The organism is Ignavibacteriales bacterium, from assembly GCA_020635255.1.
GTDB lineage: Bacteria > Bacteroidota > Ignavibacteria > Tepidaquicellales > Tepidaquicellaceae > JAEYVS01.
On the sequence record JACKAC010000001.1, the window covers coordinates 808,071 to 831,533 of the forward strand.

20 protein-coding genes are annotated in these 23,463 nt (G+C 43.2%); 15 read left to right on the forward strand and 5 right to left on the reverse strand.

Features of this window, described 5'->3' with window-relative positions; genetic code table 11:
- The first annotated feature begins 10 nt into the window (after nt 1-10).
- The 3 genes from H6614_03665 to H6614_03675 are packed head-to-tail and all read left to right on the forward strand — an operon-like array spanning nt 11 to nt 2,689.
- The gene (locus H6614_03665; GenBank protein MCB9242745.1) at nt 11-1,210 is read left to right on the forward strand and encodes a nitrous oxide reductase family maturation protein NosD; all 1,200 of its coding nucleotides are present in this window, start codon (nt 11-13) and stop codon (nt 1,208-1,210) included.
- Nucleotides 1,207-1,929: an ABC transporter ATP-binding protein gene (locus H6614_03670; protein MCB9242746.1), complete on the forward strand. Its 723-nt coding sequence runs from the start codon at nt 1,207-1,209 to the stop codon at nt 1,927-1,929. The genes H6614_03665 and H6614_03670 overlap by 4 nt, the downstream gene beginning before the upstream one ends.
- Nucleotides 1,913-2,689 (forward strand): ABC transporter permease subunit, encoded by a 777-nt coding sequence (locus tag H6614_03675; GenBank protein ID MCB9242747.1) that lies wholly within the window; start codon nt 1,913-1,915, stop codon nt 2,687-2,689. The genes H6614_03670 and H6614_03675 overlap by 17 nt, the downstream gene beginning before the upstream one ends.
- On the opposite strand, the gene H6614_03680 is transcribed toward H6614_03675, so the two are convergent.
- Genes H6614_03680 through H6614_03695 form a run of 4 tightly spaced genes read right to left on the reverse strand, consistent with a single transcriptional unit; the run spans nt 2,686 to nt 6,745 of the window.
- The gene (locus tag H6614_03680; GenBank protein ID MCB9242748.1) at nt 2,686-3,531 is read right to left on the reverse strand and encodes a histidine decarboxylase; all 846 of its coding nucleotides are present in this window, start codon (nt 3,529-3,531) and stop codon (nt 2,686-2,688) included. The genes H6614_03675 and H6614_03680 overlap by 4 nt on opposite strands.
- Nucleotides 3,515-4,939 carry an amino acid permease gene (locus tag H6614_03685; protein MCB9242749.1) on the reverse strand — a complete coding sequence of 475 codons (1,425 nt, stop codon included), beginning with the start codon at nt 4,937-4,939 and terminating at the stop codon, nt 3,515-3,517. The genes H6614_03680 and H6614_03685 overlap by 17 nt, the downstream gene beginning before the upstream one ends.
- 27 nt (nt 4,940-4,966) lie before the next feature.
- Nucleotides 4,967-5,527 (reverse strand): pyruvoyl-dependent arginine decarboxylase, encoded by a 561-nt coding sequence (locus H6614_03690; protein ID MCB9242750.1) that lies wholly within the window; start codon nt 5,525-5,527, stop codon nt 4,967-4,969.
- 30 nt (nt 5,528-5,557) lie between these two features.
- Nucleotides 5,558-6,745 carry a beta-lactamase family protein gene (locus tag H6614_03695; protein MCB9242751.1) on the reverse strand — a complete coding sequence of 396 codons (1,188 nt, stop codon included), beginning with the start codon at nt 6,743-6,745 and terminating at the stop codon, nt 5,558-5,560.
- A gap of 148 nt (nt 6,746-6,893) precedes the next feature.
- On the opposite strand from H6614_03695, the gene H6614_03700 reads away from it, so the two are divergent.
- Nucleotides 6,894-8,357: a T9SS type A sorting domain-containing protein gene (locus H6614_03700; GenBank protein ID MCB9242752.1), complete on the forward strand. Its 1,464-nt coding sequence runs from the start codon at nt 6,894-6,896 to the stop codon at nt 8,355-8,357.
- A gap of 69 nt (nt 8,358-8,426) precedes the next feature.
- Here the strand turns inward: H6614_03700 and H6614_03705 are convergent, their stop codons facing one another.
- Nucleotides 8,427-11,675 (reverse strand): PD40 domain-containing protein, encoded by a 3,249-nt coding sequence (locus H6614_03705; GenBank protein MCB9242753.1) that lies wholly within the window; start codon nt 11,673-11,675, stop codon nt 8,427-8,429.
- Between the two features lie 136 nt (nt 11,676-11,811).
- On the opposite strand from H6614_03705, the gene H6614_03710 reads away from it, so the two are divergent.
- The 11 genes from H6614_03710 to rpsC all read left to right on the forward strand — a co-directional run bounded on the left by H6614_03710 (nt 11,812) and on the right by rpsC (nt 23,451).
- Nucleotides 11,812-13,125 carry an insulinase family protein gene (locus tag H6614_03710; GenBank protein MCB9242754.1) on the forward strand — a complete coding sequence of 438 codons (1,314 nt, stop codon included), beginning with the start codon at nt 11,812-11,814 and terminating at the stop codon, nt 13,123-13,125.
- A gap of 1 nt (nt 13,126) precedes the next feature.
- Nucleotides 13,127-14,416 carry an insulinase family protein gene (locus H6614_03715; GenBank protein ID MCB9242755.1) on the forward strand — a complete coding sequence of 430 codons (1,290 nt, stop codon included), beginning with the start codon at nt 13,127-13,129 and terminating at the stop codon, nt 14,414-14,416.
- Between the two features lie 26 nt (nt 14,417-14,442).
- Nucleotides 14,443-15,819 (forward strand): insulinase family protein, encoded by a 1,377-nt coding sequence (locus H6614_03720; GenBank protein MCB9242756.1) that lies wholly within the window; start codon nt 14,443-14,445, stop codon nt 15,817-15,819.
- A gap of 47 nt (nt 15,820-15,866) precedes the next feature.
- Nucleotides 15,867-16,847 carry a MoxR family ATPase gene (locus H6614_03725; GenBank protein MCB9242757.1) on the forward strand — a complete coding sequence of 327 codons (981 nt, stop codon included), beginning with the start codon at nt 15,867-15,869 and terminating at the stop codon, nt 16,845-16,847.
- A gap of 211 nt (nt 16,848-17,058) precedes the next feature.
- Nucleotides 17,059-17,886 (forward strand): T9SS type A sorting domain-containing protein, encoded by an 828-nt coding sequence (locus H6614_03730; GenBank protein MCB9242758.1) that lies wholly within the window; start codon nt 17,059-17,061, stop codon nt 17,884-17,886.
- Complete coding sequence (locus H6614_03735; GenBank protein MCB9242759.1) at nt 17,883-19,976, forward strand: T9SS type A sorting domain-containing protein; 2,094 nt, start codon at nt 17,883-17,885, stop codon at nt 19,974-19,976. Before H6614_03730 ends, H6614_03735 begins: the two co-directional genes overlap by 4 nt.
- A gap of 370 nt (nt 19,977-20,346) precedes the next feature.
- Nucleotides 20,347-20,871: a T9SS type A sorting domain-containing protein gene (locus H6614_03740; protein ID MCB9242760.1), complete on the forward strand. Its 525-nt coding sequence runs from the start codon at nt 20,347-20,349 to the stop codon at nt 20,869-20,871.
- Between the two features lie 185 nt (nt 20,872-21,056).
- Nucleotides 21,057-21,878 carry a 50S ribosomal protein L2 gene (gene rplB, locus H6614_03745; protein MCB9242761.1) on the forward strand — a complete coding sequence of 274 codons (822 nt, stop codon included), beginning with the start codon at nt 21,057-21,059 and terminating at the stop codon, nt 21,876-21,878.
- Nucleotides 21,879-21,892: 14 nt separating this feature from the next.
- Nucleotides 21,893-22,174 (forward strand): 30S ribosomal protein S19, encoded by a 282-nt coding sequence (gene rpsS / locus H6614_03750; GenBank protein ID MCB9242762.1) that lies wholly within the window; start codon nt 21,893-21,895, stop codon nt 22,172-22,174.
- Nucleotides 22,174-22,776, forward strand: coding sequence for a 50S ribosomal protein L22 (gene rplV / locus H6614_03755; protein ID MCB9242763.1), 603 nt, complete (start codon nt 22,174-22,176; stop codon nt 22,774-22,776). The genes rpsS and rplV overlap by 1 nt, the downstream gene beginning before the upstream one ends.
- A gap of 30 nt (nt 22,777-22,806) precedes the next feature.
- Entirely contained in the window at nt 22,807-23,451 is a 645-nt protein-coding gene (gene rpsC, locus H6614_03760) for a 30S ribosomal protein S3 (protein MCB9242764.1), read from the forward strand.
- The last annotated feature ends 12 nt before the right edge of the window (nt 23,452-23,463 follow it).

Below are 23,463 nucleotides of genomic sequence, written 5' to 3' on the forward strand. Positions count from 1 at the left end.
CATCTTATCCATGGCTCAAAATGCTATTGGCAGGGATGTAATTGTAGGTGAGAAAGAAAGATTCAAAAATATTAAGGAAGCAGTTGGATTTGCAAAGGACGGCGACCATATAATAATCAAGCAGGGTTACTATTGGGAATTCGGTATCGAGATTGAAAAACAGATTACTATTACAGGCAAAGGAAGCCCTGTTATTGACTGCATGTCAAAAGGAAGAGGCATTCTTATTAAAAGCGACAATGTTACAATATCTGGGCTTGTAATAAAGAACATTGCGACCAGTAATCTTGATGAACTTGCAGGGATAAAGATTTTCGAATCAAAGAACTGCATTATAGAAAACAACCGTCTGGAAAATAACTTCTTTGGCATCTACCTCGCTAATGCCTCGAACTGCGCAGTCAGAAATAACGAAATTATTGGTAATGCCCTTACAGAGAGTTCATCCGGTAATGGGATACATCTCTGGCGGTGTGATAATATCCTTGTTGAGAATAACTCTGTATCGGGTCACAGGGATGGTATATACTTTGAGTTTGCTGGAAATTCGAGGATAAGCGGTAATATGAGTTTCAAGAATTTACGTTATGGACTTCACTTCATGTTTTCTCACGGGAATGTTTACTCATACAATACTTTCAGAAATAATGGTGCAGGTGTAGCTGTGATGTATACTAATCATGTGGATATGTACAATAACCGCTTTGAGGACAACTGGGGGCATTCATCTTACGGATTATTATTAAAGGATATTAATGACAGCCGTATTCACGGTAATTACTTCGATAAAAATACCGTAGCTGTGTTTATGGAGGGCTCGAACAGGGTTAGTCTCATCGACAATGATTTTATGAGCAACGGGTGGGCGCTTAAAATAATGGGAAATTGCTACGACGACACAATTATGTCTAACAACTTTGTTGGAAATACTTTCGACGTTGCCACAAACAGTTCGCGAAGCACTAATTTTTTCTTTGGTAATTACTGGGATAAGTATTCCGGATACGACATGGATAAAGACGGGTTTGGTGATGTGCCGTTTAGACCTGTGAGCATATATTCTGTCATTACGGAAAAAATACCGTCCGGCAAGATTCTCATAAGGAGCTTTATAATGAACATATTGGATGCCGCCGAAAGGGTCTTTCCGGTACTCATTCCTGAATCCCTTATTGATGAAAAACCGCGGATAAAGAGGATTCAGCGATGATAACACTAAAAGGTCTGTCAAAATCTTTCGGCAAGTTCAAAGTTCTCGATAATATTTCGATTGATTTCAAAGAGGGCAATGTGGTTGCGGTTATGGGTCCCAACGGATCGGGCAAAACTACTTTGCTTAAATGTATTCTAAGTCTTGTAATACCCGATGCGGGTGAGATAATTGTCGATGGGGTGCAGGCTGGTGCTGATTATTCGTATAAAGATAAGATAGGCTATATGCCTCAGTTCGCCAATTACCCCGGAAATCTAAAAGTTCGGGAGATATTCGATATTTTAAAGGAGATCCGCGATGACAAAAAAGTCTATGATGAGGAACTCGTCGAAAGCTTCAAAGTTCGGGATGTTTTTGAAAAGAAATTCAGCCAGCTGTCGGGTGGTATGCGTCAGAGAGTGAGCGGAGCGCTAGCTTTCCTTTTCGATGCTCCTATAATAATCCTGGATGAACCTACTGCCGGTCTCGATCCTTTAGCCGCCGAGATAATAAAGGCAAAGATTTTCAAAGAAAGACAAAAAGGTAAATTGATAATTCTTACCTCTCATCTTCTAACCGAAGTCGATGAGATTGCGGACAGATTGATCTTCTTATTGGAGGGTAAGGTAAAACTGGATACCAGCATTTTAGCGATGAAGAATGGTCATGGTGAATCACTCGGCTCTATCGTTTATAAGTATTTTAACAAAGAGGAAAAGAATGAAGGGGAACAGTAAAATATTTAGATACGTCGTCACTGATCTACTCCGTGGAAAGCTTTTTACGGGATACACACTGCTTCTTTTGATAATTAGCTCCGGTGTAGTTTACATGGGAAAGGATGATGCAAAGGCAGTCGTAAGCCTCTTGAACGTGGTTCTTCTTATCGTCCCGCTCGTGAGCGTCATATTCGGTACTATCTACTTCTATAATTCGATCGAGTTCATGGAGTTGTTGCTCACACAGCCTGTTAAAAGAAGCTCCATCTTCTACGCGGAATACTGGGGGCTGGCATTCGTTCTTTCGCTCAGTTTTTTGATTGGAATAGGTATACCTGTACTGATAACCGGATTTTCCGTAACTTCACTGTACCTCCTTATTGTAGGTGTCATGCTTACTTTTATTTTCGTAGGCATATCTTATTTCATTTCTGTGACCGATAAAGATAAAACAAGGTCGGTTGCCTACGCCATTATCACCTGGCTGTTCCTGAGTGTTATATACGACGGGATTATACTTATCCTGTCATTTGTATTTATTGATTACCCGATAGAAGATTTTGTGCTGGCATTAACCGCTCTCAATCCGATAGACCTCTCACGTATAATGATAATCTTAAATCTTGATATGTCTGCGCTGATGGGTTTCACTGGCGCATCTTTCGATAAGCTTTTTGGTAATGCCACTGGGATTATTGTAGCGTTTGCGCTTCTGCTGATGTGGACTTTTGTGCCCTTCTGTATTTCTTTAAGGAAATACAGGAGACGGGATTTTTAAAATCCCATCTCCTTTTCCCACTCTGAAATCGTCATTTTGGAAATGTCATATGCCAGCTTATCCTTCGGTATCGCGTCCTTCGCGAGGACCACATATGGAGCGCATGTCAGCGCCGATCCCACATAACCTTCCGGTACCCATGCTGTCTTATATCCCAGGTATATGGATTTGTATTTAGCAAGCTGGTCCTGTCCGCACAGCGCCACGCTCTCGGCGATGTTTTCCATCAATTTGTCTAAGTAAGCCACTCTGTCCTCCTCGCTTTCTGCCGGTATATCCTGCCCCGCATCCTCGATGAATAAATTCGAATCCCGTTCCTGGTCTTCCGCTATGGCAATTGCGATTGCGCACCATATAGATGTAGGTCCGGCTATTGTCACATCTTTTACTGCGCATATTGCTTGTGCTCCGGGTAGTAGAGGGAAGCGCCTCTTCTCGTTTCTCCCGAATAACCTTTCTCCGGCATTTAGCAATGGCTCGACCGAATACACCGGTATCTCCACACCGTCGAATCTCTTCTTCATAAATAGCGGTTTCTGCGAACCGTCTGCTATCACTTCTGCTTTTGCCAGGTCATATCCCCATACCGCTCCGTTTAATCCATTGAATGATGATGCCGTTATCATGTTGATCTGTCCGATATACGCGTCTGCTGCCTCAGCCCGGTCGTAACATACTATTCCATCAAGTATATTGTCCATTTCTTTCTTTACTATCCCCGTCGAGAGTGTCATTACCGAAATATATCCGAGCCCGCTTGAACCGGGATTGCCGTATCCGTCGCAGTATTCATCGAATGGTCCTACCGCTCCGTTTATTACTGTTTCAAGATTGAGTTTCATTTGCTTTTTCTTTTCTTTTGTTTAAGCTGTGAAATATAAACGGCGGGATGCTGAGTATCACTACACCGCCAATCATTATAGCTTCGAATTTTGCCACACTCTTAATTGGAACATTGTCCGGTGGAATGAACCCGAGCACCAGCGTGAACACACATCCTATTAACCCTATTCCTGCTACAGTCCAAACCCCGGCTTTTCCTCCCGGTATCTGGAATGGTCGTTTTATATCCGGCTGAGAATAGCGTAGTTTTATTATTGCCGAAAATATTAGCATATACATTATCACTGTCAGCTGTGCTGTCAATGCCGTTAGTATCCAGTATGAACTGCTGACGTCCGGTGCTATCAAAAATATCAATGAGAATAAAGAACCGATAAGTGCCTGTATTATAAGTATTCCTACCGGCATTTCGTCTTTGTTCACTTTTTTAAATACTTTCGGAAGGCTTCCGTCCTGTGCCGTAGCAAGTATACCTTTACTCGGACCAATGAGCCATGTACTGATCTGCGCCAGGGCGCCGATTGCCGTCAGAAAGGCTATCACCTTGACGAACCACTTCATACCGAATTGTGAAAAGAATGACTCGAACGCCTGCATCAGTCCCGCAACAAGACTTATTTCCTTAGCAGGAACTACAATTGCTATCGCAAGTGATCCCAGAATAAACAGCGCAAGGATTATTGACGCCGAAAGAAATATTGCCTTTGGATAATCTTTCTGCGGATCCTTTGCTTCATTTGCGTGGAATGCCGCCATCTCGATACCCGCCAGCCCCACTATCACACCCGCGAAAAATACAAGGTTGTCCAGCTTCATATCCGGGATGAGCGTGTCCACCGAAAATGTGATCTGCGAAGGATTGCCCAGCACAAACCACAATATACCCAGTATGATAATGAGCGCGCCGGGAATAATAGTACCCGTCATTGTTCCCACACTGCTTATAATTCCCGATGCTTTCATACCAAAAAAATTCGCGAACGTCGTGCCCCATAATACAATGAGCATCACTGCTACCATATATACTTTATTCTGCGCAAGCTCCGGCGTGATGATATATGCGATTGTTGCCGCCGTGAATGAAAGCACTGTCGGTAGCCAGACGGCGTTCAATACCCACTCCATCCATACCGTCAAAAAACCGTACTGCTGTCCGAATGCTTCCTTTACCCATAGGTAAATTCCGCCTTCACCCGGGTACGTTGTAGCAAACTCCGCTGCAACGAGCGATATCGGTATAAAAAATATCAAACCCGCAAGCACATAAAAGAATACTGACGCGAAGCCGTAATCCGCCATCAAAGGCAGGTTGCGGAGGCTCACTATAGCTGCTACGTTTATCATAGCCAGCGTGAATACACCCAGCGTTTTTAGTGGGAGCTTACTTCCGTTATTTTGATCACTCATTTGATTTTCCGTTTAGTTCAAAAATGACTAATCGTACTGAGGATATATATATGTTACAAATCCTATGCAGGCAATGGCTGTTGCCCATTTCTTCTGGACGATCTTTGATACTAAATTAAATTGCATGTCGAATGCTTCGTATTCGTCAGTGCTGTACCGCCTGTCAAATATACCGTTGAGCGATGTGGTAAGTATCTGCTTTGCCTGCTCCTCGGGGGCGTGACCTTCGTACTCAGCCGCGAATCCGCCTATATGTAAACCGTCGGATTTCCTTCTTACCTGTATCCTGCCGACACCTGCGGTCAACTGGTCTCCCTGCTTTCCGTTTATCTGAGCCATGATCGTCTCAAGTGCTGCTCCGTGATGCATGTATTTAGTCAGGTCGTCATATGGTGATTCCACTGATTCTGGGGGAAGTACCGATGTGTATTTGAGGATGTTAAAATTATCTATGCCGGCTTCGAGAAGTGCAAGGTCATATGAACCAGTTTCCCACGGGTCGATACCGCTTCCCAGGTCTGTTTCACCGAATCCGGTATTAACAAAATAATCTTTTGGGATCCTTGTCCCGTATACTACTCCGTTCATGAAAATCCTCCTTTACTTTTTATTTTGATATTAGTTTGCTTTCTTTTTATCCCAGGGCATTTGTCCCGGGTAGATCACCTCTGCAAGCGATGAAAATATTCTATCCGCTACTCCGCCCGTAGGTCCGAACATGTTCACATTCAAGATGAACATTGCATCCAGTTCCGGTGAATAATACATACTTGTATTAAATCCCGTGATACCGCCATTATGCCCGTAAAACGATCCTATCTTTAGTATAGCCAGCCCGTACCCCAAAAATGGCGCTGTACCGGTAGGGATTGTCTTCAAACGCTCTGCCTGCATAGTATCGCTTAATAGCTCACCGGAGTCCAGTGCCTTCACATAGACTGTTAGATCTCCTATTGTGGAAATCATGCACCCTGCCGCTCCTGTTATAGTGGGGCTGATCTTTGTTGCGTCCTCGACTTTTCCTGTGCTGTCCTTCATATATCCGTGGCAATACGGTTCCGGCATGTCCGGTGTTACGGGAACTATTGTATTTTTAAGACCGAGCTTCTTTATTATTCTGTTGTCGATTTCATTTTGCCATTTACCATTCGTTACTTTATCTATTATCATTCCGAGTAATAGATAATTTGTGTTGGAGTAATGATACTTGCCGGGTTCACCGGGCGGGAACATTGGCGGAAGCTTTATCGCAATACTTAATATCTCATCATCCGTATATTCCTTCAGCCTCTCATAAAAAAATGCGTTGTCCAGTTCAGGCGCGTTCAGGTAATCCTGTAGTCCGCTTGTCATGTTCAATAGCTCTCTCATCGTAATATCTTTTGCGTTTGGCACCTGCGGGTAATATTTATCCAGCTTGTCGTTAAGTGCTATCTTACCTTCATCGCATAATTGCAGGAACACCGTCCCGATAAATGTTTTTGTTATGCTTCCTATCCTGATATAATCAGTCAGTTCGCGCGGTTTTTGAGTGCTCAGGTCTGAGACGCCTTTGTTAAAGGTTGTCGAGCCCTTATCCTTTATCCAAATTCCTCCCGATATCCCCGGTATGCTGTCATTGAGCATTGCCTGGTTTAGCACGGAATCTATCCCTGCGGTTATCTCCGCTGAGAATTTACTCTCGTTCGTTTTTGTCGAGGAAGTGTCGCTGTCCTTTATATCGTAGTCCCTTTTATTTTCACCGCATCCAAATATGATTAGAATGGAAAAAATTAAAACTATGCTGGAAAACTTGTGCAGTTTCATTTGAAGGTCTTTTAAGGAGGTTAGTATAAGGTTTTCTTAATTTAACAATATTGTATATAAATTAACATGTCGTAATTCCTTGTTTAAAAAATCCATCATGGCTAATATAATGCCGGGGTGAATGTAACTTAACTTTACGGAGGATGTTTTGAAAAAACTTTACTTATCGGTAATATTCCTGATTGTTTTCTGTGGTAATGTATTTTCACAGTCTTATCTGAATTTCCCCATTGATACGCTCGCCAGCGACAGTTTTTATAATTATCGCGCTCAGATAAAATACGATGCTAACGGCTTTTACCATATTGTAAATTCGCGCCAATTCGATGTCGCAAGCAACACCCGGGAGATCTTTTATTGGACGAATAAGAACGGTCCCGTGGAAAAAACAAGAGTGACGGATAATTCCGTCGATGATAACTATGCTACCGTAGGATTCGATACGCAGAATAATGTGCATATCGGGTGGGAAAGGCGTGATGCAGGAAATCTCTTCCAGGTTATATATACTAATGACAGACCGGGAAATTTCACAAATACCATCTGGATAACTACCGGCGGAATAAACAAAGCCACACCTTACATGGCTGTCGGAAAAGATTCTCTTGTTCACTTTGTCTACTATACGTTCGTTGCCGGGCAGGATAATGCATATTACCGTAATTACAATTTCATTACTAACCAGCTTGGTAATGAGATCACTCTTGGACCGGGTGAAGCTTCCGGCGAGAATGACATAGAGGTCGCCGTCGATGGGCTTAATAAAGTCCACGTCGTTTATACAACCAATAGCTCCGCTCTTAATGGGGGTGCCTTGATGTATTTTAATAACGAGGCCGGTTCGCTCGTCAGCATACCGACCGGGTTAAACGCGAACATACAAAACCCCGACATTACAATAGACAATAGTAACACTGTTTACATTATATATAAACTGTCCACCGATGATAGGATCTACATGATATCCCGTCCGTCCGGAGGAAGTTTCACTGCCCCCGTCGCGATCGTTCCTGCAAGCGTGGGCAATCCCGTCTTTTGGCGGGGCATTGATACCGATTCTAACGGACGTCTCTACGTCTCATACGCAAACAACAGCTCCTCCGCAACCAAAGGATTTTTCCTCGTCCACGGTACGGGAAGCAACTTCTCACAGCCGATACTCGTCTTCCAGGACAGTACCGCCAGCTACATTACTAACGGCTCGACGTCTATCACCGCTAAGGGTAACGGTGAGATAGCCGTTTGTTTCGGACCCGCCGGGTCGAGATTCGGGAATGTCATCTCCGACATCTTCCTCAAACAGGGGACGCTCACCGTTACCGGTATTACCGAACCCCTGAATACCGTCTCGGAATTTAAACTTTATGACAATTACCCAAATCCTTTCAATCCCTCAACAAGTATTCGCTATTCGTTACCCGTGAGCGCAAATGTTAGCCTTGCCATTTATGACGTGAATGGTAAGATAGTAAAGACTCTTGTCAGCAGGTATCAGGAAGCAGGCAATTACTCGATTAATTTCGACGCGGGTGACCTTACTACCGGAGTATATTTCTACAAATTGCAGGCAGGGGAGTTTACCGAAAGTAAAAAAATGATGTTGGTAAAATAAGAGTCTATAAAAAACAAAGCCCCGCGGTTAATTAAAACCACGGGGCTTCTTTTTATTTCTATCTCTTATTTAGAAATCAAATCCTATCGAAATATAATACTTCGGTGCCGAGAACTTATCCAGGTTATAGCTCCATGCCACGTCGAACATCAACGGCAAGTTAAGGAACACTGCCCGCGTTCCTATACCAAATCCCGTTAGCAGGTCTCTCGTTACCAATTTTCCTGATGCATCATCCTGGAATAGTTGTAGCGGGTTGCTGTCGCTCCACGCCGTACCTGCATCCATAAATAATACACCCTCTATATTCTGGAATCCTATCGGCAATAATCCGAGTATCAAATATCTTATTATCGGGAACCTAAGCTCGGCATTCATCAGCGCGTATCGCGATCCCGATTTTGCGTCATAGTCATATCCCCTGAGAGGAAGTCCCGGTGTCGAAAATACGTATTCTTCTATATCCGATATTGGGATGTTGTTGTTCGCGAAGTCTCTGTTGATCCAGTTCGGTACACCGCCGATGTAAAATCTCATCGGGTTAGGTCCAAAGCTTGCTCCGCCCGCAAATCTTAGCGCGAAACTGTATCCGTCCGCGATCTTAAAATACGTCCTGTAATCCAGCAGTCCCGAAACGAATCCTACTCCGTTCTCGCCGATCTTTGGAGTACCAAGTGCGGATATGTTATATCGTGTACCCTTTACCGGGGTTATGTAATCGAATAACGTGTTATCGTGAACAAAGCTCATCGACGGGATGAATAGGTTCTTTTCCTCTATCGGCTCGCTCGAATCGTCGAGATTTTCCTTTGATACGTGCATCGCTGTTATTCCGCCGTCTATTCTCTTGAATCTGGAGAATGGATATGATGCCGCGAGGTTAAGCCCGAAGCTCCTGTACCTGTACAGCTGGTCACCAAAACCAAGTCCTCTGTCATAGAGCAGGAATCTTGCCGTATGGAATAACTGCGCGCCGAGGTCTAGTCTCATCGGCAGATAATAATATCCTACCGCGTAGTCACTGTTCTTAAGGTCTATCACCATCGAGGTCAGTATCTGTATCCTGTGGTTTCCGAGCAGATCGCTGAAGGCTATCGTTGCCGTTCCCTGTACACCGTAATAGCTGGAATAGTCTGCTGCTCCGTATACTATGTCTGGTGTGAATTTTATCTTATAATTGTGGATCTTGTACGACCCGTCATCGTTTGTATTATCCGCTACCTTAAAGTTCGTATTAGTCTTGTACAGCGAATCCAGGTAGTTCGTTCTTACTTTTTCGTCTTTATTATCTTTAAAGCTCAGCTTAATGTCATTTCCATAAAGCCCTTTCACCGTGTCGCTCTTCACTATCTCCGTCGAATCTTCCGTCATCAGGCTGTCGTTCGTCGTTAGCCCGGTCGAATCCATTTCCGGCACTATTGGCGCTTGAGCCATCGTGTCGTTGGTATTGTTTGTCTTTATTACAAGACCTTCGCTGTTCACGTTGCCGTACTTTTTCATTACGTATTCCGTCGGCACCAGCTTGTCCATACCTATATCTCTTTCGAACGGATTATTCATCGAGTAAATATCATATCCGCCTTTGTTCAGCGCCACGAAGAGCATCTTCTTCCCGTCCTTTGATACCGAGATCTGGTCGAGTGGGTTGAGCGAATTAGTGATTGGCTTGTCTATTGGTGCGCCTGTTGTGTCATAATGTCGCAGGTATAGATTGCTTATACCGTTTACGTCTGAGATATAAAGCATCTTATCACCATCTGGGCTTAGCTGGGCATATGATTGCTTTGAGAATGGGATATTGGTCTCTCTTATTACATGACCGGTCTGAACTTCGACTTTATATATATCTTCCTGTGTCGGCTCGTAATCGTACATCTTAAAATCCGCCGGCACCATGTTCTTATCAACATAGTCTCCTCTGTCGGACGTGAAATAAATATATTTTCCGTCTGGCGACCATGTCGGGCTCATCTCCGAAAAGATATCATCCGTTAGGTTTTCCACCGAACCTGTCGAAAGGTCGTACGTATATATGTCCGACTCCCTGTCCGTCAAGCCCACATACGCAAGTTTATCTCCGTTCGGAGACCATGTTACGTAGGATATGTTATTGCTCTTTACTGGCAGTTTTTTCTCGTCACCTGACTTTACGTTAATGATGTATATAGCATCCCTGTCGCCTGCTTTTACACTGACAGCAAGCCTGCGTCCGTCTGGTGACCAGGACAGTCCCGGTGTTAGTATCTGCAGTTCCTCGAAATCGCTTCCCGTACTTCCGTTAATGACCTTCTGTATCACTTCACCCGTGTTTGCGTTTGCAATGAACACGTCGAACAGGTCATCGCGGTTTGAAATAAATGCGAACATGTTTCCGTTTGGCGAGATAACCGGGGACACGTTATAATAACCGCCGTCCCTCTCGTGATTCGTCAGCTGTTTTGAAAAGTCATCTACTTCCTCCCTAAAACTAATTCCGGGCCAGTATGTCTTCTTCAATTCCTTCTGCCACTTCTCACCTATTTTTTCGAGACTGATCTTATACGTTTCCTTAAATGCCGCATCCACGTCACCAAGTCCCTTGATGTTGTTCATCAGCTCGCCGATGGTTTCTTCTCCGTAATAATCTGCCAGCCACGCAAAGAAGCTCTGACCGGCGCGGTAAGCGAAGTAACCTCCGATATATTCGAGCGGGGGCAGGTAATTATTTACTACCGCGTCTCGCATGAACATGTCGGTCGGCTTGTCCAGTCCGTCGAGGCTCTGAAATTCCGCCATACCTTCGCTAAACCATAATGGGAATATTAATGTGATGTTCCTTGAAATGATGTTCTGTATCGAACCGCCGTAGTACATGTCATTCATGAATGCGTGTACCAGCTCGTGGTGTATTACGTGCCTGAACTTTTCGTAATCGCCCTCGAATGGAACGAGTACCCTGTTCTTAAAGAGCTCCGTTACACCGCCGACGCCTTCAGGCAGGTATTGATCTATGATATTGTTTTGCTGGAAATCGTTGTGTGAATTAAATACCACTATCGGTATCCGGTTCGAGATCCTGTAATCGAAACTCTTCGATATAGAATCCAGCGAACTTTCGGCTACCTTAGCCGTATATTCTGCTATGTATTCTCCGCCCTGGTAAAAATATACATCGAAGTGCTTGGACTGAAGATATTTCCATTTAAATGTTTTATACTGGACCTTGTTCTGTCCAAATACTGCATCGATTTGTGAATAACCGGTATTGGATCCTAGGGTGGTAAAAAGCAGGGAAACCAGCACTACAAATAACGCTGTGGTTGAGTTGGGCTTTTTCATAACAAACAATTTATACTTTTAACAATAACTTATGTAATTTTTTTCCTATAATTTCCCCTTTGATGTGCCTATTTTTTTTACAGTGAAATTAATCTTCAAAGAGATTAACTTTGTTTTTTTAATAATAATTAAGTAATTGAATAAATTCAAGTCTGAGAATATAAACCACAAAACTGCCGATATTAGTTCTCCCGCTGATAAAAAATTAAAATTTGAAGAATACGTTACTGGCAATGGCTTATCATGTATTTTTTATAGGGATAATAGCAATCCTCTCGTTGGTGTGACTTTGGGCTATCATGTGGGCTCAAGGGATGAAGCCCCTCATAAAAAAGGTATTGCCCACCTCTTTGAACACTTGATGTTCCAGGGATCCGATAATGTTAAAAGAGGGGAGCATATGAAGTATGTTCAGAATATTGGCGGGATATGTAATGCGTTTACGATGCAGGATTTTACAGTTTATTTTGACGTCGTGCCTTCCAATCAACTCGAAGCCGCTCTTTGGCTTGAGTCCGACAGAATGAATTCCCTCGACTTCACGGAGGAAAATCTTAACAACCAGAAGCAGGTAGTTATAGAAGAGAAAAAACAAAGATACGATAACGCTCCCTACGGGATGGCATTTCATAATATTTTTAAAACCCTGTTTAGAGATTCTAATTACGAAAGCCCCGTCATAGGATACGACGATGATATTCTTTCGTTCACTCTCGATGAAGCAATAGATTTTCACAAAACATATTACTCACCCGAAAATTCTTTCCTTGTGCTTTCGGGAGATTTCGACAGAGATAATGCAGTTGCGTTAATAGAAAAGTACTTCGGTTCGGTAAAGAATGGTGGAATGCCACCCCGCCGGGAAAATGTGATTAAAGAAATGAGCGGTGACGTTTATAGTGTTATACATGACGATGTTTCTCTGCCCGTACTGTATATTGCGTTCCAGATACCAAAAGCAGGCACGGACGAATCATACACTATCGATTATTTCGCGGACGTTATCGCAAATGATAAAAGTAGCAGGCTATATAAAAGACTGATATATGATATGCAGGCGGCAAAGTCCGTTCACGCGCTTAAGTACCAGCTTCAGGATGCCGGTATATTTTTGATCCGGGCGGAGCTAAATGTGGACGGTAATATTGACCTTGTGGAAAATGTTATATACGAGGAAATGAACAATATGATCGACAAAGGGATAACTGATTATGAATACGAAAAAGTCAGTAATGGTATCGAGTTCTACCATGCTTCTTCACTTTCGACCGTGCAGAAGATTGGTATGGACACCTTATTCAATAAAATGCAGTTCGATGACGTTGACCTCATCAATAGAAAATCACAGATCTACCGCTCATACTCACAAGAGGATATACTGAGATCGAGTGAAAAATGCTTTAAAGATAAGTATAAGTTCGTTATGAAATATATTCCGAAGAAATATTAACATGGACAAAGCTCAGCCCCTTCTTGTAAATAAAGACCTTTATATTCCGAGAGTTGACTTCCGGGAATTTACACTCGACAATGGTTTGCGTGTGGTTCTTTCACGTAATGAAAGGATACCGTCCGTCGCTGTTAATTGCACGTATCACGTCGGTTCTAAAGACGAAGAACCCGGGCAGAGTGGACTCGCGCACCTCTTCGAGCACCTGCTTTTCGAGGGCACGGCAAACACAAAGAATGGTGAGTTTGATCTTCTATTGCAGGAGAGGGGAGGCGAAAGCAATGCCTACACCTCGACCGATGTTACGAGCTATTATGTCGTGATTCCTTCTAACCAGCTTGAGTTTGCTCTGTGGCTCGATTCCGACAGGATGGCTGGTTTCGGCATAGACCAGAAGAGCCTCGACATTCAAAAGGATGTCGTCCTCGAAGAGAAGATGACGATTTACGACAATACTCCTTATGGCTCGCTGGAGGAGGAGAGCTCTAAAAGATTGTTTAATGGAAGCCGCTACAGCAATATGATTATCGGGTCAGCCGATGACATCAAAAACGCTACACTCGGCGAAATAAGAAAATTTTGGGAACGCTATTACCGCGCGTCAAATGCTGTGCTATCCATTACCGGCGACATCGATTATAATAAGACAGAGGATCTTGTAAGAAAATACTACGGTGAATTCGATAGGAAGGATAAACCTGCTAAGCCCGCATTCGACGAGATAATCTCAAACGGCGCGGAAATGGTCGAAATTTATGACAATGTCCAGCTTCCTGCGACGTTCCATTTTTTCAGACTTCCAAAGATGGGCTCGAAAGAAAACTATGCGATGAAGGTAATCAGCTCGATACTCAGCGACGGCGATAGCTCGCGCCTTTATAAAGACCTCGTCATCGAAAACATCGCCTCCGAGATAGAGACGTCCGTTTACGAAATGGAGGACGTCAGCATGTTCTCACTGTTCTCTTACGGCTACGCCGGAAAGGACACCCGCGAAATGGAGTTTGTCATCGACCGCACTCTTGATGACCTTGCCGAGGGTAGATTCACTGAAGAAGAAATTTCAAAAGTTAAAAATAAAATAGAAACCACGTTCAGCACGAGAAGACATTCCATTATCGGTTTGGCGGATAAGCTCTCCTCATTGAAGATATTTTACGATGACGTGGATCTCATCAATACTGAAATAAAATATTACCTGAATACGACAGCCGATGACCTTGTGGATACGGTTAGACGCTTTTTGGATAGAAGCCGTCGGGTCGTGTTAAACTATTTACCTAATCTATAAATTTTTTTAAAATGAGTATAAGTGAAATGAATAAAGATAACTCTATGACTCTTGATAGATCCATTCCTCCTGCACCGGGAGAGATTAAAGACGTTAAATTCCCCGACTTTTTCGAAAGCAAAACCGACAACGGTATAACCGTACTAGTCGTTGAGGACAGGAAGCTTCCTCTCGTCAGCGCAAGGTTCGTTTTCAAATCCGGTTCTTACATGGATACCGTTACCGGGAATAATAAAGCGGGTCTGTCATCCATGACGCTTGACCTCATGCTGAAAGGTACTTCAAAACGCACGGCAACGGATATAGCGCGTGAAGTCGATTTTCTCGGCGGTGTGCTTTCCAGCGGGTGCGACCATGATGCCAGCTTCGTCAGTACGTACTCTTTAAAGAAACATTTTGACAAAATATTCGACATCGCTTCCGATACTGTTTTCGATCCCACTTTCCCGGAAGATGAAATAAAGCGTCTCAAGGAACAGCGCCACAATACTCTGCTTAGTTATCTCGATGAAGGCGATTACCTTGCGTCGCGTATTTTTAGCAAGTATCTCTACGGTGATTTCCCGTATGCGTATCCGGTGGAAGGTGTGAAAAGCGCCGTCGATGACTTTACGAGAGAGGACTTTGTAAATTTCCACAAAAAATATTTCGTGCCTTGCAATCTTATTGTAGCATTCGTCGGTGATATCTCGCCGGAGGAAGCCATGCTGAAGGTGAATGAAAAATTCCGCGAACTCCACGCAGGCGACCGCCCGCAAAAAGAAACCGTTCCGGAATTGATTCAAAAACCTTCGCACGCCTATCTAATAGAGAAGCGCGGCTCCGTGCAGTCTTCCATAAAAATGGGACATATCGGCATCAGCCGTGATAACCCGGACTTTATTCCCGCCACCGTGATGAATACCATTCTCGGAGGTAGTTTCACCTCGCGTATCAATCACAATCTACGCGAAGTCCACGGCTACACTTACGGCGCGCGCTCCGCGTTCGACTGGAAAAAGGTCAGCGGTGACTTCTCCGTCGAGACTGAAGTGAAGAACAACCTCACACACGACGCCGTTAAGCAGATCATTATCGAAATAAGACGCATGCGCGATGAACTCGTCACCGAAGACGAGCTTCAGAACATAAAGAATTTCATCACCGGCAATTTCCCGCTGCAGCTGGAGACTCCAAATGCTATCGCATCTAAGCTCATAAATCTGAAACTTTATGACATGGATGATGATTACTATAGTACGTACCTCAGCAGTGTAAATGCATTAACACGCGAAGAAATCAAAGAAACTGCTGAAAAATACCTGCATCCGGATAATTTACTGATCTCTATTGCCGGAAATCCGAAAGAAATTGAGGAAGATATGAAACATATTTGCGAAGTTTCGGTATTAAAAGAACTATAGGACCTATTAACCAAAAACGTACTATGTCTGATCAAAGCACAATAAAAATGACTGTACAGGAAAGCGATGTAAAACTCGTCAGCGAACTCAATAGCAAATACGTCGAACTAAAAACCGAAGTAGCTAAAGTGATCGTCGGACAGGACCGTATAATAGAGCAGATAATCATCTCTATCCTCGCTAACGGACACTGTCTCCTAATAGGTGTGCCCGGTCTTGCAAAAACCCTCATTGTAAGGACCCTGGCTGAAGTGCTCGATCTCAAATTCAATCGCATACAGTTCACGCCCGACCTCATGCCCTCGGATATCACCGGTACGGAAATACTCGAGAGCGATGAGGAAGGAAAGAAGTTCTTCAAATTCATCAAAGGTCCTATCTTTGCCAATATGCTTCTCGCGGACGAAATAAACAGGACTCCTCCTAAAACTCAGTCCGCTCTGCTCGAGGCGATGCAGGAACATAAAGTCACTGCCGCCGGTACGACGTACAAGCTCGAAGAACCATTCTTCGTTCTTGCTACGCAAAACCCCATCGAGCAGGAGGGAACATACCCCCTTCCCGAAGCACAGCTCGACAGGTTCATGTTCAATCTCTGGCTTGACTATCCCAACGAGTCGGAAGAATCCGACATTATAAAAAAGACCACCAGCATGTATCATCCCGAGCTCAGTCACATCTTTACAGCCGAGGATATAATCCGCTATCAAAACCTCGTCCGCAAAGTTCCTGTCGCGGATGAAGTAATAGATTACACGGTCAGTGTCGTCGCAAAGACACGTCCTGCGAATGCCGAAAGCCCGCAGTTCATAAAAGACTACATAAGCTGGGGCGCTGGTCCGCGCGCGTCGCAGTACCTCATACTCGGAGCAAAGACTCTCTGCATACTCGAGGGCCGCTACTCGCCGACGATCGACGACATAAAGAGGGTCTCCCGTCCGGTGCTCAGGCACAGGCTCCTTCCCAATTTCAATGCCGAGGCAGACGGAAAGAGCGTCCTTGAAATGATAGACATGCTCTTCGCCTAATTACTTTCCACTTTACACGTTTCCCATACAAAAACGCTCCTTACGGCGCGCCCAGGCTATTGATTATTTAAACATATTCACTTATGTTTATAGAGTAGGCTCCCACCTAAAGATTTAGAAAATGAGAAGAATTTTACTGCCTATATTATTAATAATTGTACTATCAGTCCCATACACCTATAGCCAATCTAGCGGTCAAAATCTCTTTCCAATGTCGGTTGGTAATGTATATGTTTATTCTGTCAATAGCCATTCAGGTGGAGGTTATGATACAACATATCTTAGAAGAGGTACTATTGATAGAGATTCTTTAATTGATGGGAGAAAATATTATTTTATTAATTCCATTAAATTTAACGGCTGGTATAGAGTTGACACCGCGACGGGAAGTTTATATAAGTATGATTCAGTTGGTAGTTGTTCGCATTACATAAATGAAATATTGATAGACAGTCTATCTTCTTCGCCTGGAGGATTAAATTATAGTTGCATTCCAGGCCAGTCTGCAATTGTTATATGCTCCTTTGAGAATAGAGAATTGTTTGGGCAAAATATTTTTCATAAAAAGTTTTCATATTCCTACAATGTAGGACCTGCTACTTTTACTTACAATTCTTATTATGCCAGCGGTTATGGGCTAAGTACTTATGTAACTTATTATTCAAACTTTATTTCGGGGACAGTCACCCATACACTGAAAGGTTGTGTTATAAACGGAGTTGTTTATGGTGATACGACAGTAACTTCAATACTGCAAATAGGTAACACTGTTCCCTCTTCCTTCTCCCTCCACCAAAACTATCCCAACCCCTTCAACCCCTCCACCAAAATAAAATTCGGCATCCCCAAAGGTGCGCTCGTCAAACTAAAGATATACGACATACTCGGACGCGAGGTCGCAGTCCTCGTAAACGAAAAGCTCACAGCCGGCATATACGAATACGACTGGAACGCCTCCGCTCTACCCAGCGGGGTGTATTTTTACAGGCTGGAGGCAGGGGAGTTTACCGAAAGTAAAAGGATGGTATTGGTAAAATGAGAAAGTTGATTCTCATATTAATATTGATGTCCTCAAATGCCTTTTGCCAATCCGGATGGTTCTGGCAGAACCCTTTACCGCAGGGGAATCAAATTAGTGATAATTTTAGATTCAATGATTTAGAATTTATTCTGGTTGGAGATTATGGTACAATATTATATACTTCTAATGGTGGTTTAAATTGGACTATACAAAATAGTGGGACGGATATATCATTATTGGCAACGCATTTTATTAATAACTTTACAGGTTGGGCAGTTGGCTGGAATGGAACAATCTTAAAAACAACTGATAAAGGTAATCATTGGACTAGTATGTCAACACCTCAGTTATTTAAGTACCGGGACGTTTATTTTTTTGATGAAAATACTGGTATTGTATGCGGCGAATTTAATGGTTTTAGAAGAACTACCAATGGTGGAATTAACTGGATTTATATTACTTTTCAACCTGCAGCTAGTTTATTTTCAATGCATTTTTTTGATTCAAGTAGAGGTATTGCTGTTGGCGGTGGTGGGTCCGTTAAGACAACGTTAGATGCCGGTCAAACCTGGCAAGATCAGCAATCAGCAATTAATCCTTTGAATTCGGTTTACTTCATTAATGAAAGTTATGGCTGGGCAGTTGGTTGGGGAGGTTATAATGTTAATAGAACGCAGAATGGAGGAATTAATTGGGAAAATTTAGGCACGGTTTCAGGACCTCTTTACTCTGTTTATTTTGTAAATGGCAATACTGGCTGGTTATCGGGAGATAATGGTGTAGTTGCCAGAACTTTGAACTCAGGACAGAATTGGACACTACAACAATCAGGTATAGATGGATTAATTTTGTCTTTGTCTATGATTAACTCAAATACCGGCTATTTTTTTGGTGCATTTGGAAGTATTGGCAAAACTACAAATGGAGGTATAAATTGGAAATTATCTACAGAATTACCAATTCAATGGCTTAGATCGGTAGACTTTGTAGATAATAATACCGGCTATGTGGCTGGGTTGAATGCAACAATAAGAAAATCAACAAATGGTGGATATAATTGGATAGAATTGCCACAATCTCTAACTACGTATGATCTTTATTCTGTAAGTTTTTTAAATGCCAGCACCGGCTTTGTAAGCGGATATAGAAGTAGGATATTGAAAACTACAGATGGAGGCAGTCATTGGTTACTTGGTTATGAGGAGTCAGGAGGTATTTTATATTCGGTTAATATTCTTAATGATTCAATTGGGGTTTCAGTTGGAACGGGGGGTAAAATTGTAAAATCGACTAACTCTGGAACAAGCTGGTTTCCTCAGGTTAGTAATACTGGAGGTTCTTTAAGGAGCGTTCAGATGCTTGATGAAAACACAGGTTATATTGCGGGAGGTGATTACTTATTATCAATAATCCTTAAGACAACTGATGGAGGAAGTACTTGGCTGCCAAAACCTTCAGGTACAAATTTAGCATTTTTTGGCCTTTGCTTTATTTCAAAAGATTCAGGGTGGGCTGTTGGTGAATCAGGAGTTATAAAATTTACTTCAAATGGTGGAGAAACGTGGATTTCTCAAACCAGTAATACAACAGAGTGGCTCAGGTCTGTATCCTTTGATGATAATGATTCAGGTTGGATATCAGGAGAAAATGGAGTAATATTGAGGACTACAAATGCAGGTAATAACTGGTTTTCTCAAGACAGCCATACAAAACATTATTTATTTTCTGTTAAGGCTCATGGACCTGACACAGCATGGATCGTTGGAGGTGCTTGTGCGATTTTAAAAACCACAACCGGCGGTGAAATAATTACAGGAATGAATAATAATTCTTTAGAAATTCCTCAATCCTTCTCACTCTCCCAAAACTACCCCAACCCCTTCAACCCGTCGACAAAAATAAAATTCGATATACCGAAGGGTGCGCTCGTCAAACTAAAGATCTACGACATACTCGGACGCGAGGTGGCGGAGCTGGTGAATGAAAAACTTAACGCCGGGGTGTACGAATACGACTGGAACGCCTCCGCTCTCCCCAGCGGTGTCTACTTCTACCGCCTCCAGGCAGGGGATTTCATCGAAACAAAAAGGATGGTACTGGTAAAATGAGGAAGGGATGAAAAAAATAATTTTGGTCTACATATTTTTAGTGTTCACTCATGATGTAGTACCTCAAAATCTTGAGGCAACTAAGTATATGCCATTAGCTTTGGGCAATTCCTATACTTACTTAAGAAAAGTTGTAACTTCGGTAAACACATATTATAGTATTGAAAAGTTTACAATTAACCGAGATACAATAATATTCGGGGTAAAGTATTATTATCTTGAAGTAATTCCAAATCACAGCGATATCTGGGTCAGGACTGATACAGTGACAGGATCTTTATATACATTTGATTCAACTAATAGTTGTTTCAATTATTTTTATGAAAAACTTGTTGATAGTCTGGCTGCCAATCAAAATGACACATCCGGTATGTGTTTTACTCTTGATAAATGTTTAGGACAATCTCAAGATACATTATTTAATACCACAATAAACAGTCTTGGTTTTCAAATGATAAACGGATTTATGTTTACATACTATGCTAAGAACATTGGTCTTTATTATGTTTGGGGTGGAATGCCAATGTATATCTGGTCTGATAGACTTCGTGGTTGTGTAATAAATGGCATAGTTTATGGAGATACTTCAAGTAGCTTGAGTAATATCGGTATTATTAATCAGGAAACCCCCTCCATCTTCTCCCTCTCTCAAAACTATCCCAACCCATTCAACCCGTCGACAAAAATAAAATTCGATATCCCCAAAGGCTCACTGGTGAAGCTGAAGGTATATGACATACTCGGACGCGAGGTCGCAGTACTCGTAAACGAAAAGCTCACAGCCGGCATATACGAATACGACTGGAACGCTTCCGCTCTCCCCAGCGGTGTCTACTTCTACCGCCTCGAAGCGGGCGATTTCATCGAAACAAAAAGGATGGTACTGGTAAAATAATTTTTAAACAATTATTTAGCCTTAATCACTTGATTTTACAGCCCTGCTTGGAAGCCTCAAAAGCAGGGCTTTTTTTTCATTTAGATGTCATAAAAGACTAATTATTGAGCAGTTTCTTATATTGACTTTTGGGACGGATTTCAGTATTTTTGTGTTTGTCTAAAAATTGAACTTGTACTGAACCCATGGCTTTAAAGAAACTAAAACCGAATACACCGGCGACCAGATATTATTCGATATCTACTTTCGAAGAGATCACGAAAACCGAACCCGAAAAATCCTTAACCAAACCGTTAAAGAAATCCGGCGGTAGGAATAATCTCGGAAGGATCACCTCGCGTCACAGAGGAGGCGGTCACAAAAGAAGATACAGAATTATAGATTTCAAGCGTGGTAAAGAAGGAACGGCTGAAGTGATAGCGATCGAGTACGATCCGAACAGGACCGCCCGCATAGCTCTTGTTAGATACGAAGACGGAGAGAAAGCATACATCATCGCTCCCAACGAAATTAAAGTCGGCGACAAAATAAGATCCGCGAACGACGCCGATCTCAAACCGGGCAACACAATAGAATTAAAAAGCATCCCGGTCGGTACGTTCATACACAACGTAGAATTGAAACCCGGCAAAGGCGGACAGATCGCAAGAAGCGCTGGCAACTCTGCTCAGCTTGTTGCGAAAGACCAGAAGTACTGCCAGGTTAAACTTCCGTCAGGCGAAGTCAGAATGATACTCAGCAATTGCAAAGCAACCATTGGCGTTGTCAGCAATATCGATCACGAAAACATCAGCATCGGTAAAGCCGGTCGCTCCAGGTGGTTAGGCAAACGCCCTCAGTCCAGAGGTGTTGCGATGAACCCGGTCGATCATCCGATGGGTGGTGGTGAAGGTAAGACGTCCGGTGGTGGACACCCGGTCAGCCCGTGGGGACTTCCTGCAAAAGGATTGAAAACAAGGAAGAAGAAAAAACTGTCTAACAAATTCATTGTTAAAAAGAGAAAGTAATTATAAAAGTATAAATGTCTCGATCACTTAAAAAAGGACCGCACGTAGATTATAAACTCGTTCAGAAAGTTGAAAAACTTAATGAGCAGAATCAGAAGAAGGTAATCAAGACCTGGTCCAGAGCATGCACAGTTATCCCGGAATTCATCGGGCACACATTCGCGGTACACACCGGCAATAAGTTCATCCCCGTTTACGTTTCCGAAAACATGGTTGGACACAAGCTCGGCGAATTTGCAATGACCCGCACGTTCCGCGCTCACTCCGGTCAGAGAAAAGAGGAGAAAGGTAAATAATGGAAGCCAGAGCGATAAAACGATATTCGAAAGGTTCACCCAGGAAAATGAGGCTCGTAGTTGACCTCATCCGCAACCGCTCGGTGCAGGACGCGGTCGGTATCCTCCGCTTTTCGAAGAACCACTCCGCAGACGTAGTGGAAAAAGCTGTTGTCTCCGCTTACAATAACCTCGAGAACAAGCTCGACGGCGGAAGGCTCAGCATGGAAGATGTTTTTGTGAGTGAGGCGTACGTGGACGGAGGACCGTCGTACAAGAGGTTGTTGCCGGCGCCGCAGGGACGCGCATACAGAGTGCGCAAGAGGACGGCGCACGTGACTATAATAGTGAGCAACGGGGAAGAGGAAGAGCTAGTGGAGGAGGAAATACCGGAAGACGAGGAAGTAGTGGATGAGGACGCAGTACAGGAAGAGGACACGGATGAAGAGGACGTAGATGACGCTGAGGACGCGGAAGACGACCAGGAAGAATCAGAAGAAGTAGAAGAAATAGAAGACGAAGAGGACGAAAGCCCTCTGGAAAAAAATGAAGATGATCAGAAGGAAGAAGCAGACTACGACGGGGATGAAGCAGACGAAGAAGAGCAAGAATTAAACAGATAAAAAAACTAAAACTAACTAACTAGGAATAATTTGGGACAGAAGACGCATCCGATAGGTTTCAGACTTGGGGTGATAAACACCTGGGACTCTAACTGGTATGACGAGAAAGATTTTTCGAAGAAGCTACAGGAAGATATTCTAATAAGAGAGTATCTGGGAAAGAGGCTGGAAAAAGCCGGTGTAGCTAAGGTGGCAATCGAGAGGACGCTGAAAAAGATAACTCTAACGATACACACGTCAAGGCCGGGATTTGTAATAGGTAAGAGCGGTAAGGAAATCACACAGCTGGAGAGCGAGATCAAGAAGATCACCAATAAGGATGTAAAGATAAACGTATTCGAGATAAAGAAACCCGAACTGAGCGCAAAGCTGGTAGCGGACAACATCGCTAACCAGATCTCTAACAGGGTTGCATTCAGGAGAGCGATGAAGGGCGCGATCACCTCTACGATGAGGATGGGCGCAGAAGGTATCAAAGTAATGTGCGCAGGAAGGTTAGGCGGTACTGAAATAGCAAGGACAGAACAATATAAAGAGGGAAGGATCCCGCTACAGACATTGAGAGCGGACATAGATTACGCTTCAGTGCAGGCACAGACAATTTACGGAATAATCGGAGTAAAGGTCTGGATCTGCAGAGGAGAGAAGCACACAAAAATAAATTACCAACAATAATTACTAAAGACG

What these genes read in the sequence shown, in the direction of transcription:
- H6614_03665 (MCB9242745.1), top strand. Translation starts at nt 11, where the DNA reads ATGGCTCAAAATGCTATTGGCAGGGATGTAATTGTAGGTGAGAAAGAA.
- H6614_03670 (MCB9242746.1), top strand. Translation starts at nt 1,207, where the DNA reads ATGATAACACTAAAAGGTCTGTCAAAATCTTTCGGCAAGTTCAAAGTT.
- H6614_03675 (MCB9242747.1), top strand. Translation starts at nt 1,913, where the DNA reads ATGAAGGGGAACAGTAAAATATTTAGATACGTCGTCACTGATCTACTC.
- H6614_03680 (MCB9242748.1), bottom strand. Translation starts at nt 3,531, where the DNA reads ATGAAACTCAATCTTGAAACAGTAATAAACGGAGCGGTAGGACCATTC.
- H6614_03685 (MCB9242749.1), bottom strand. Translation starts at nt 4,939, where the DNA reads ATGAGTGATCAAAATAACGGAAGTAAGCTCCCACTAAAAACGCTGGGT.
- H6614_03690 (MCB9242750.1), bottom strand. Translation starts at nt 5,527, where the DNA reads ATGAACGGAGTAGTATACGGGACAAGGATCCCAAAAGATTATTTTGTT.
- H6614_03695 (MCB9242751.1), bottom strand. Translation starts at nt 6,745, where the DNA reads ATGAAACTGCACAAGTTTTCCAGCATAGTTTTAATTTTTTCCATTCTA.
- H6614_03705 (MCB9242753.1), bottom strand. Translation starts at nt 11,675, where the DNA reads ATGAAAAAGCCCAACTCAACCACAGCGTTATTTGTAGTGCTGGTTTCC.
- H6614_03715 (MCB9242755.1), top strand. Translation starts at nt 13,127, where the DNA reads ATGGACAAAGCTCAGCCCCTTCTTGTAAATAAAGACCTTTATATTCCG.
- H6614_03720 (MCB9242756.1), top strand. Translation starts at nt 14,443, where the DNA reads ATGAATAAAGATAACTCTATGACTCTTGATAGATCCATTCCTCCTGCA.
- H6614_03725 (MCB9242757.1), top strand. Translation starts at nt 15,867, where the DNA reads ATGACTGTACAGGAAAGCGATGTAAAACTCGTCAGCGAACTCAATAGC.
- H6614_03730 (MCB9242758.1), top strand. Translation starts at nt 17,059, where the DNA reads ATGTCGGTTGGTAATGTATATGTTTATTCTGTCAATAGCCATTCAGGT.
- H6614_03735 (MCB9242759.1), top strand. Translation starts at nt 17,883, where the DNA reads ATGAGAAAGTTGATTCTCATATTAATATTGATGTCCTCAAATGCCTTT.
- H6614_03740 (MCB9242760.1), top strand. Translation starts at nt 20,347, where the DNA reads ATGTGTTTTACTCTTGATAAATGTTTAGGACAATCTCAAGATACATTA.
- rplB (MCB9242761.1), top strand. Translation starts at nt 21,057, where the DNA reads ATGGCTTTAAAGAAACTAAAACCGAATACACCGGCGACCAGATATTAT.
- rpsS (MCB9242762.1), top strand. Translation starts at nt 21,893, where the DNA reads ATGTCTCGATCACTTAAAAAAGGACCGCACGTAGATTATAAACTCGTT.
- rplV (MCB9242763.1), top strand. Translation starts at nt 22,174, where the DNA reads ATGGAAGCCAGAGCGATAAAACGATATTCGAAAGGTTCACCCAGGAAA.